This window comes from Microcoleus sp. S13_C3, from assembly GCF_036700905.1.
Lineage (GTDB): Bacteria > Cyanobacteriota > Cyanobacteriia > Cyanobacteriales > Microcoleaceae > Microcoleus.
Map to the genome: position 1 here is coordinate 62,171 of NZ_JAUBPT010000007.1, position 10,747 is coordinate 72,917.

Genomic DNA, 10,747 nt, shown 5'->3' on the forward strand with positions numbered 1-10,747 from the left:
CGATCCAAACCTATTTAAAGCTGATATCTAAATAGATTGGTGTCGAATTCCTGTTTGAACCTAGGGGCCAGGCCCCTTCTACTTTTGCCTGAACAAGTAACGACAGTCGATCGGCTATCCTTACTTGTTCCGGGTGTGGTGCTGCTCCATTCTGGGCAGCATTCACAATAAACTACTCTGTTGTGCTCTTTTTTTCAACCACCTTTACGATCCGTGTACGTGAAACTTTTTGGGCCCGCGCTGACGGTAAATTTCGTATAAAGCCATCCCCGTTGCTACCGAGACATTCAGACTAGGAGTATTGCCCCTTAAAGGAATTGAAACTAATCCGTCACATCCGCGCTGTATCAAAAGGCTCAAACCGTCAGCTTCACCACCCACAACTAAAACAGTGGGCCCGGAGAACTTGACTGTCTCTATAGATTGACCGACGCCTGCTGCAGTCCCATAAATCCAGAATCCAGCCTCTTTGAGTTCTTCCAGCGCCCGGTTAAGATTGACAACCCTCGCCACGGGCAGGCTTTCCAATGCCCCTGCTGCCACTTTTCTCACTGCTGAGGTAATCCCAACAGCCCGTCGCTGCGGAATCACCATGCCCTGAGATCCCAATGCTTCTGCGGTGCGAATAATCGCCCCTAGATTGTGTGGGTCGTTGAGTCCTTCTGCTACCACAATTACTGGATCTTCGCAAGCCGACTTAGCCTTTGCGATCAGTTCGCTCAAATCCAGGTATTCGTAGGCTGATACTTGGGCGGCTACGCCTTGGTGGTTTGCTTTGCGCGTGATGTAGTCGAGGCGCAAATCGTCAACTTCGTCAATGATGCTGCCGTTGGCTTTGGCTTCGGTTAGCAAGCTGTGAAAGCGGGGATCGTAGCGCAGGTGGGGGACAACCCAGATCCGGTTGAGGACTTGGTTTGTTTCTAAAGCTGCTTGCACCGCATGGCGGCCGTAAATCATGTCGTCTGTGTCTGCGTCTGGTTGCACGACTGTATTTGAGGCAGTGTCAACAGGGCGAGTGTCTCTGTCTTTGTCTCTGTCTCTGAAATGGTTGCCCCGGAATTCCTGCGGGCTATTGTCTTTGTCTCTGTCTTTGTAATAATTGCCCCTCGATTCCTGCGGGCTGCTGTCTCTGTTTCTGTCTCGGAAATTGTTGCGGGCCGGCTGCGGGCTGCTGTCTCTGTCTCTGTCTCTGTCTCGGAAATTGTTGCGGGCCGGCTGGGGGCTGCTGTCTCTGTCTCTGTCTCGGAAATTGTTGCGGGCCGGCTGGGGGCTGCTATCTCTGTCTCTGTCTCGGAAATTGTTGCGGGCCGGCTGCGGGCTGCTATCTCTGTCTCTGTCTTGGTAATAATTGCCCCTGGATTCCTGCGGGCTGCTGTCTCTGTCTTTGAAATGATTATTTCTGCGAATTTCCGGTTGGCTGTCGGCATCGACTCTCCGTTTGAAAATTGCTCTCACGGGCATTTCTCGCGATTGTGGGGCGAAGGTCGATCGCTTTTGAGGCGCATCTACTCCGCGAGTATCGGGACGGGGCTTGCGTTCAAAGCGGGGAGAGGATGGTTGTGAGTCCTGACGGCGGCCTTCGCTTTTGAATGGCTTGCTGTCGGAATTCGATCGCGAAAAGTTGGGTTTGGTAAATTTTCTCATTGGTTTCTTGTGGTCAAAAGGTTTTGGCTGAAGGCTAGTCGATTGTAGATTGTAGATGTGAGATTCTTGATTGAGGGAGCAATCTTTGGGCTTTGAGATTTGAGATAGTCTAGCGAGGGAGCAAGGATTTTGCTCTGTTCAAATAGCTAGTTAATAACTGATAAATCTTGTTTTGCAGATCGAGATTTTTGCGGTTTTATGTTGGCCGTGCCAGGATGGTTAATTAATCCCTCCTCATTCCCAACTCTTAACTGCTAAATCATTTCATTCTCAAGTTCTAAAAGTGCCAGAATCTCGGTCAATCTTTCGGGATCGGTGAGGTACAAATATCCGATCAAAGTTTCTAAGCTGCTGGCTTGTTGGTATATCTCTGGATCTGCTCGCTTAGAACGGCCCGCTGCAGCATTGCGGCCGCGCTTGACAATTGCTAATTCTGTACTGTTCAAGTAAGGAGAGAGCGATCGCAAGTGACGCGCTTGAGTTTCGGCTCGTACTTGCCCCACCACCAATTCGTGATAAGCTTGCAATCTTCTGGGCGGGACTAAGTACGAACTCCGAATGTAGAGTTCGTATACTGCATCTCCCAAATATGCCCAGGCTGCGGGCGAAATTCTTTCTATTTCTGCTGGTGTAGCCCTCGCAGGATGCACTCGATTTAAACTGATATCCGTCAGACTCAGTTTGAGTCCGTCATCTGCGATCGGCGACATACTTTTTTAAATAAAACTTCCGCACAGCTTGGTTTTTCTAGTCACTTACTTATTGCGTCTTTCGCTACTTCAGCAATTATAGCTTTCCCAGGAGTGTTCGCTGTCCGATCGCGAAACGAGATATATAGGCAAAGCTTGGCGCGACGATCGCACTCCTAAAAAAGGCTTTTTACAATCATCGGGATGCTCTACTTCTTATACCATTTTTCCGCGTGTTTGCCACACATATTTTACTGCCCCTCCACCTAAACTCTCAGCCTCCGGGAAAGGGTGGCTGGCGCGTGTCGCAGCTTCTGGGAAAATCGGTATTATTTTACCACCCCAAAAATAAAAATTTGCTATCCAGCGTTGAGAACCGGATAGCTAATTTAATTCACTTTGGCGTCAAGCATCCTTGACGTTTTTTACCGCCTCATCAACCGAAGGCTGCAAAGACAAAAATTTCTCTAAGCGAACCAGTTTAACAGTCTGAGTTACGCGGGGATTTGAGACAATTTGCAATGTCCCTTCCAAGGTTTGGGCTTTTTTGACAAGTTGCACAAGTGCGCCCAAGCCTGAACTATCCACAAAGTCTATCTGAGACAAGTCCAAAATTACGTGTTTTGGGCCCTCGTCAATACATTTGCTTATTACCTTCCGAAAAGTTGCCTCAGAAAAAGCGTCCAGCAGGCCAGTCAGGCGAAATAACTGACAGTTATTCCTGACTTCGCGAGTGCCTCTGAGGCTAACGGTCAGGGTCAATGACTCAGAAATGACACCCTCCTAGCTAGATATGGCTTAAAGTCGAGGCTTCATTATAGGAGTTTTTTGGTATTTTGTCTACAGTTTTTTAGTCATTAGTCATTAGTCATTGGTCATTAGTCATTAGTCAGAAGCGATCGACACAAACAGCCTCTGAGGACTACTGACTAATGACTGCTGACTGCTGACTACTTACTGCTGGCTACTTTCTGATTGTCTCGCATGGACTGCACGAATCGATCGAATAAATAATCGGCGTCGTGCGGGCCCGGACTGGCTTCTGGGTGGTACTGCACTGAGAACAGCGGCAGAGTTTTATGCTTCAATCCGGCTACGGTGCGATCGTTCAAATTGAGATGAGTAATCTCTACTTCGGGGGCTAGGGAATCGGGGTCGATCGCAAAACCATGATTTTGGCTAGTAATTTCTACTTGCTGAGTTAAACCCGCTGGATGATTCAATCCCCGATGGCCGAACTTAAGTTTAAAAGTTTCTGCACCCAAGGAAAGTCCCAAAATTTGGTGTCCCATGCAGATACCGAATACGGGTTTGTCCGACTTTAACAAAGCTTTCGCAGTCGCGATCCCTTCCGTTACCGCCGCCGGATCTCCGGGGCCGTTGGACAGAAAAATGCCGTCCGGGTTGTATTTGAGGATTTCCTCCGGCGACGTGTCAGCGGGGACAACGATGACCCGACACCCGTAACTCGCCAGACGCCGCAGGATGTTGCGCTTGATCCCAAAGTCTAGCGCTACCACCGTCCACATTTGGCCTCCTTCAGGTTTGACTGTAGGACTGAACTCCCAAACCGAGTCCGTGGCTTCAGACCACTCGTAAACCTCGCGGGTGGTGACTTCCTGCACCAGATTCAGCCCGTCCATGCTGGGGGCATCTTGCACTAGCTCCAAAAGCTCCGCCTGGTCGAGAATCGTGGTCGAAATGCCACCGTTGATCGCTCCCACCGTGCGAATTTTGCGAGTCAGGGCGCGGGTGTCGATCCCGTAAATTCCGGGGATATCGTACTGTTTCAGGTAGTCTTGCAGAGATTGCGAACAGCGCCAGTTGCTGGGGCGGCTGCATACATTCCGGGCGATCGCACCCCGAATTTGCGGGCGCGAGGATTCTTCGTCTTCAAGATTTACCCCGGTATTGCCCAATTCTGGATAAGTAAAAGTTACAATTTGCCCACAATAGCTGGGATCGGTCAATACTTCTTGGTAGCCCGTCATTCCAGTATTAAATACTACCTCGCCAACGACGGTGGCGTCAGCGCCAAACGACCAGCCGCGGTAAGCAGTACCGTCAGCCAGGACTAGGAGAGCGGGTTGTGCAGTTGAAAGTGACATGGCATCCTTAATTACTTTCGTTTGGTTTCATTCTTACCACTGCCAGGGATTTGATGCTAGTCGGCAATATACAGATATTATTTTAATTTGTGCAAGGGTTCGCAAAAGCAAGGCACTTATGCCGGAAGCCCGATGCCGGAGGCACTTATGCCACAGGTAATCAAGAAGCAGCAACAAGTGCAAACTCTCCATCTCCCCCGCGCCAGCAATTTATCTGCCAGCAACTTAGGATGCGGGCGAAAATTCTATATCTATACCAAAAGGCAGTTGTCGCTGTTACGATCGAGCTACAGCGTTTAATCAACCTATGGCCAGCAAATCTCCCTTGCCTTTACTCTCAAACTCAAAAAAGCCTCTACCGATTCCTGACAACCTGCGCCAACCTTTACTGGTTTTAGCAGGGATTATTTCTCTGAGCAGTTCAATTTTAGTAGGGAGTGTTGCCAACTCCTCGCCAGCAGTGGCTCAAGAAAGTGAGGGATGCTTCATGCGGAGTTCGTCAGGCCGAACCGTCAACCTCAGCCAATCAGTCTGCGGTTTTCTCCCCAAAGAATTGACTCCGCCCACTTCGGCGGCAGCAAAGTCGGGAGTGTTTCAGGCAAAAATCAAACGCCGAGAGGCTAATATCCCCGTCATAGAAGTCACGTTTAACGGCAAACAAAAGTTCGAGATGATGGTAGATTCGGGAGCTAGTGGCACAGTAATTACACCAGCAATGGCTAAAGCCTTGGGGGTTGTTCTCCAGGGAACAGTGCAAGCACAAACTCCCAACGGAGTGGCTACTTTTCCCCTCGGTCGCCTGAATTCTATTGAAGCAGGTGGTCTGGCTGTTAACAATGTAGTTGTCGCAGTCTCGCCATCCCTAGAAATCGGACTGTTGGGTCACGACTTTTTTGGTAATAAAGATGTGACTATTAAGCAAGATGTCATTGAATTTCGATCGCGGTCTTAAAAAGAAGTTAGTGGTTAGTTGTTAGTGGTTAGTTGTTATTTGTTATTGATTACTGGTTATTTGTAGCAACTGCTTTCCTAACAACTACCAACTGCTTTCGGGTCAACTAACAACTAATATCATGTCCGAGCGATCGCGCATCATACATAGTCGGGGCGGGTTTTTGAGATTGTCGGTTTTTGGCGACTATTGCTGGTGAACCCGCCCCTACAGGAATCACGGTCAATCGACCGAATATGATATAACAACTGTCAACTGTCAACTGTCAACTGCCAACTGCCAACTCCCAACTGACAACTGACTTCATTTCAAAAACTCAATCAACTGCTGCAACTTCAACCAAGATTCACCGCTCAATAAAATGTCCTTAGCCAGAGAAACTCCTGCGGCGTGAGAACCCATAGGAATTACACCTCCCACCTGAAAAGCCAAAGAGGCATTCAAAGCTACAACATCCATTTGTGCGGGCGTACCTTTGCCTTGCAAAATGTTCCGCAAAATCTTGGCGTTTTCCTCAACATTTCCGCCTTTTAACGAGCCGATCGCACTTGGTGTCAATCCTACCTTTTGGGGGTCTAAAGTAGTGAGTTCGACTTTGCCATCAGACAAAACCGCCAAATCAGTCACATCTCCCAACCCCGCCTCGTCCAATTTTTCTCTGCCGTGAACGACTACAGCTAACTCAGTCCCCAACTCGCCCAAAGCTTGAGCAATAGTTGATACCAGACTAGAATCGAACACCCCGATTATCTGCCCTGTAGGGCGCATAGGATTGACAAGGGGCCCTAATAGGTTAAAAATAGTCCGCACCTTCAAAGTGCGCCGGAGCGACGCTACAGCCTTAAGCGCGGGATGCCACCCAGGCGCAAATAAAAAGGTGATGCCCACCGAGTCTACCGCAGCTTTTACCTTCGCGGGATCGGCGTTGAGGTTGACTCCCAGTGATTCCAACACGTCAGCAGAACCCACTTTGCTCGATGCGGAGCGATTTCCGTGTTTCGCGACTCGAAGTTTGCCCGCGGCGGCCACAAAGGCTACAGCAGTGGAAATGTTAAACGTGGAAGCGCCGTCGCCGCCGGTGCCGCAAGTATCAATTAATTTGAGATTGGAGATTGAGGATTTGGGATTGAAAATGCTCTCCGACTCGCCTGCAAGCGACTGAGAATACAATACCTGAGCCATTCCTGCCAATTCTTGGGCACAGATGCCTTTGGCTTGGATGGCCGCTAAAATGGCTCCTGAGAGGATGGGGGGAATAGCTTCTGCTAGCCATCCCTGCATTAAGTCGGCTGCTTGGGCGCGTGAGAGAGATTGTCTGTCTAATAGTTGTTGCAGGAGGGCTGGCCACACAGGAGAATCCGCCGTCTGGGTTGAAGCAGGGGATAACTCTGGCGTTGCTAGTAGAGAAGAATCTGTCATTTATTAGTTTCTAGTCAAATTTAGCCCGATCGAGCTTTGTAACCAAACCGAGAATCATCGGGATTTTACCAGACTTGCCGACCACATTTTGCGCGATCGGGCCCTGATTTTTGCCCAAATGCCAGCACCGCTAGAGAATTTTTCCGCCCGCAATAGCAGAATATGAATTTTTTGATACAACAATTACCCTATTGTTGTGCCAACTTTACATAGAAACCCCAGATCGTACAACTGCTAGCAGTCTGGTGTATTATCTATCAGCAAGAATACTTAACAGTAACTCTGAGCAGCCAAAGACCGATAAAAGTTTCCGACAGGAGTTGTGGAGAGGAAAAAATTTTAGACATTAGGAGAGTCCCAGATTCATCTGTGGAGTCAACTTTAATCTCAAATCTCAAATCTCAAATCTCAAATCTCAAATCTCCTGACAGCAAGGACAGCGAGCATTTAGCTCTTGCAGGCGGGTTAGTTGCCTAGGGTAAGAGTAGATCGCACTCTCACCCAAATCCTAAAAATAGAGTCTTGCGGTTGTAGAAGTCGCTGCCTTTTATTATTGTAACAACATCCTTGCTACTAACTTATTTCAGGGTATTAAACTGCTAATATATTCAGGGAGATTTCAAGGAGCGGGTTTTGATCGAACACCTGCACCGCAGGTCGATCGCTCTGCCAATGCGATCGTGACAGCCAGTCAAGCATCAAATAAATACCCGATCGACTAAACTTTCTGCTGCAACCACTAACAACTAACAGCCCCGTAGGACAGATGAAGAAACACACTCCTCTCCGGCTGCGACACACCATATTTCAGCCTAACTAACGGCTCAAATTTAACAGGCGGTAGACCAAAAATATTCAACTCACACACAAGAGCAGGGTATTCACAAGTGGGAAATCAAAAATTAGGAAATAAAGCTATAGAATGCCTGAATGTCGCGGAGGCACTGCACCAAATGGAAGCAAAATATTATAGTATGTTTGAAAATGCTGTGTCTGGTATTTTTCAAACAACCCAATCCGGTCGCTACATCAGCGCTAACCCAGCTTTGGCTCGCATCTACGGATATAATTCCGCCGAAGAATTAATGGGCTGTTTGACTGATATCAGCGATCAGCTTTACGTCAATCCCGATCGGCGCGATCAGTTTGTTTATGCTTTGCAAGAACAGGGCATCGTATCGGATTTTGAGTCGCAGATTTATCGGCGAGACGGAACAATAATTTGGATCGCTGAGAATGCGCGGGCTGTCTGCGATGAAGCGGGTAAATTGCTGTACTACGAAGGTTTTGTAGAAGATATCACCCAGCGCAAGCAAGCAGAATCTGCACTTCGAGAAAGCGAAGAACGCCTGCGCTTAATAATTGAAGGGGTTAAGGATTACGCTATATTCATGTTAGATCCTGATGGGTATGTGGCTAGCTGGAATTCTGGTGCCGAACGCATTTTGGGATACAGAACTCATGAAATAGTCGGCAATAATGCGGAGTGTTTTTTCACGAAAGAAGATCTTGAAATTGGCAAGCCCCAAGAAAAATTAATCAGGGCAGTGGCAGAAGGTCGATACGAAAATGAAGGCTGGCGGCTTCGCAAAGACGGATCGCGATTTTGGGCGAATATTATTGTTACTCCTTTGCGCGATGAAAGGGGAAAGTTGCAGGGCTTTTCTCAAGTAATGCAGGATATTACTGACCAAAAGCGGGCGGCTGAGGAAAAGATGCAGTTGATTGCTTCTTTGCAGGCATCGGAAAAAAAGTTTCGCACTTTGTACGAATCGACGACTGATGCGGTAATGCTGCTAGACGAAGAGGGTTTTTTGGATTGCAATCCGGCTACTTTAAAGTTATTTGGATGCAGCACTGAGTCGGAGTTTTGTGGCAAGCATCCTTCGGAGTTCAGCCCGCCGTTGCAACCGGACGGACAAGATTCTAGGAGTCTTTCTCAAGAGCGAATTAATACGGCTATGCGATCGGGAAATTGCCGCTTTGACTGGCGGCACTGCCGTTTGGATGGTTCTGAGTTTCCGGCGGAAGTGCTGCTAACTTCTATGGATATCGGCGGCAAAATAGGGCTGCAAGCCGTGGTGCGCGATATCACTTATCGGGTGCAGGCTGAGGAAGCGCTGAAGCAGGCTAATGAGGTATTGGAATGGCGGGTTAAAGAGCGGACAAGTCAGTTGGAAGAGGCTATTAAAAAGTTGAGTTTATCGGAAGAAAAGTTTTCTAAGGCTTTTCGCTCTAGTCCAGATCCGATGATTATTACTACTTTTGCTGAGGGTCGTTTTATTGAAGTTAATGATAGTTTCTTGTCGATGACTGGTTACGATTTAGAAGAAACGACCTGGAATACAGTACCGGGGTTAAATATTTGGGTAAGTCCTGAAGACCGACTTAATTTTAGACAAATTTTGCACGAACAAGGTGTTGTTCGCAATCAGGAATGCGAGTTTCGGATGAAGTCGGGATCGGTGGTGGTGTGTTTGCTGTCAGCAGAGTTGATTAATTTGGACGGCGAACTCTGTATGCTGGCGGTGATGACGGATATTACCGATCGCAAACACGCCGAAGAAGCCCTACGGGAAAGCCAGCGGGCCTTGGCGACGCTGATGAGCAATTTGCCGGGAATGGCCTACCGTTTTCGCAACGATGCCGATCGCAGTATGGAGTTTGTCAGCGAAGGTTGCTATCAGTTAGCCGGCTATTCTCCTGAAGAATTTATCGGCACTCGGGAAGTTTCTATATCGGAATTGACTCACCCGGACGATCGCGAGAATTTGTGGAATGCCGTGCAAGTTGCCTTACAAGAAAATCGACCCTATCAGCTAAATTACCGAATTACTTCTAAAAATGGCGAATTAAAATGGGTTTGGGAGCAAGGTTTGGGTGTGTTTTCCGACTCTGGAGAATTGATAGCTTTGGAAGGGTTAATTACTGATATTTCCGAGCAGAAACGCAGTGAAGAAGCTTTGCGGCGATCGCAAACAGAGTTAACCCAACAAAAACTTCAACTCGAAAATACTTTGCACGAATTACAGCAAACTCAAGCGGTATTGATTCACACTGAGAAAATGTCTACTCTCGGTCAAATGGTAGCTGGTGTTGCTCACGAAATTAACAATCCTGTTAGCAGCGTGTGCGGCAATCTCGTCCACGTCGGCCACTACACGGAAGATTTGCTGAATTTGATCGATATGTACCAGAAGCACTGCCCACAGCCACCGGCAGAAATTCAAGATAAAATTAAGGATATCGAATTAGAGTTTCTGCTAGAAGATTTGCCGAAAGCGATGTCTTCGATGCAGGTTGGGGCCGATCGCATTCGGGAAATCGTGCGATCGCTCAGAAATTTCTCTCGCAAAGACGATTCTCAAATGAGCAAAGTTAACCTGCACGAAGGGATTGAAGGAACGTTGCTGATTCTGCAAACCCGTTTGAAAGCCAGAGGCAACTATCCCGAAATTGCGGTAATTAAGGACTATGGAAATTTGCCTTTGGTTGAGTGTTATGCTGGGAAAATCAATCAGGTATTTATGAATTTGATCGGAAATGCGATCGACGCGATCGAGGAATACAACGAAGGGCGTTCAGTTGCCGAAGTCAAAGCTAACCGCAGCAAGATTAAAATTAGGACTGAAGTCCAAAACTCCAATGCTGTAATTAGGATTTCTGACAACGGCCCCGGTATGCCAGAAGAAGTTTCCCAGCAGTTATTCGAGGCTTTTTTTACCACCAAACCCGCCGACAAAGGCACCGGTTTAGGCTTGTCTATTTCCTACAAAGTTGTCCAAGAACACGGTGGCAAACTGACTTGCGTGTCTGCACTCGGCCACGGAGCCGAGTTTATCATAGAATTGCCGATCGAACAACCGTAGTCAGTAGTCATTAGTCAGTAGTCATTAGTCATTAATCAATAGTCAGTAGTCAGTAGTCAGTAGTCA

Annotated in this window: 9 protein-coding genes; 3 read left to right on the forward strand and 6 right to left on the reverse strand. The window is 47.8% G+C overall.

Annotated elements, in window-relative coordinates; all coding sequences use genetic code 11:
* Nucleotides 1-204: 204 nt before the first annotated feature.
* From rlmB to carA, 4 genes are all read right to left on the reverse strand, one after another.
* On the reverse strand, nt 205-1,644 hold the full coding sequence (gene rlmB, locus QUA16_RS03725) for a 23S rRNA (guanosine(2251)-2'-O)-methyltransferase RlmB (RefSeq protein ID WP_333102973.1): 1,440 nt from the start codon (nt 1,642-1,644) through the stop codon (nt 205-207).
* 254 nt (nt 1,645-1,898) lie between these two features.
* Nucleotides 1,899-2,354, reverse strand: a complete 456-nt coding sequence (locus tag QUA16_RS03730; RefSeq protein ID WP_333102974.1) for a ribonuclease III domain-containing protein — start codon at nt 2,352-2,354, stop codon at nt 1,899-1,901.
* Between the two features lie 384 nt (nt 2,355-2,738).
* Nucleotides 2,739-3,095, reverse strand: a complete 357-nt coding sequence (locus QUA16_RS03735; RefSeq protein WP_015176627.1) for an STAS domain-containing protein — start codon at nt 3,093-3,095, stop codon at nt 2,739-2,741.
* A gap of 188 nt (nt 3,096-3,283) precedes the next feature.
* On the reverse strand, nt 3,284-4,441 hold the full coding sequence (gene carA, locus QUA16_RS03740) for a glutamine-hydrolyzing carbamoyl-phosphate synthase small subunit (protein WP_333102975.1): 1,158 nt from the start codon (nt 4,439-4,441) through the stop codon (nt 3,284-3,286).
* A 147-nt stretch (nt 4,442-4,588) separates the two neighbouring features.
* Here carA and QUA16_RS03745 point away from each other — a divergent pair, with 147 nt between their 5' ends.
* Nucleotides 4,589-4,741, forward strand: coding sequence for a hypothetical protein (locus QUA16_RS03745; RefSeq protein ID WP_333102976.1), 153 nt, complete (start codon nt 4,589-4,591; stop codon nt 4,739-4,741).
* Between the two features lie 7 nt (nt 4,742-4,748).
* A complete protein-coding gene (locus QUA16_RS03750; protein ID WP_333102977.1) occupies nt 4,749-5,393 on the forward strand; it encodes a retropepsin-like aspartic protease in 645 nt (214 codons plus the stop codon).
* 303 nt (nt 5,394-5,696) lie between these two features.
* Here the strand turns inward: QUA16_RS03750 and trpD are convergent, their stop codons facing one another.
* A complete protein-coding gene (gene trpD, locus QUA16_RS03755; protein WP_333102979.1) occupies nt 5,697-6,812 on the reverse strand; it encodes an anthranilate phosphoribosyltransferase in 1,116 nt (371 codons plus the stop codon).
* 591 nt (nt 6,813-7,403) lie between these two features.
* Complete coding sequence (locus tag QUA16_RS03760) at nt 7,404-7,616, reverse strand: hypothetical protein (RefSeq protein WP_333102980.1); 213 nt, start codon at nt 7,614-7,616, stop codon at nt 7,404-7,406.
* Nucleotides 7,617-7,699: 83 nt separating this feature from the next.
* Here QUA16_RS03760 and QUA16_RS03765 point away from each other — a divergent pair, with 83 nt between their 5' ends.
* A complete protein-coding gene (locus tag QUA16_RS03765) occupies nt 7,700-10,681 on the forward strand; it encodes a PAS domain S-box protein (protein ID WP_333102981.1) in 2,982 nt (993 codons plus the stop codon).
* The last annotated feature ends 66 nt before the right edge of the window (nt 10,682-10,747 follow it).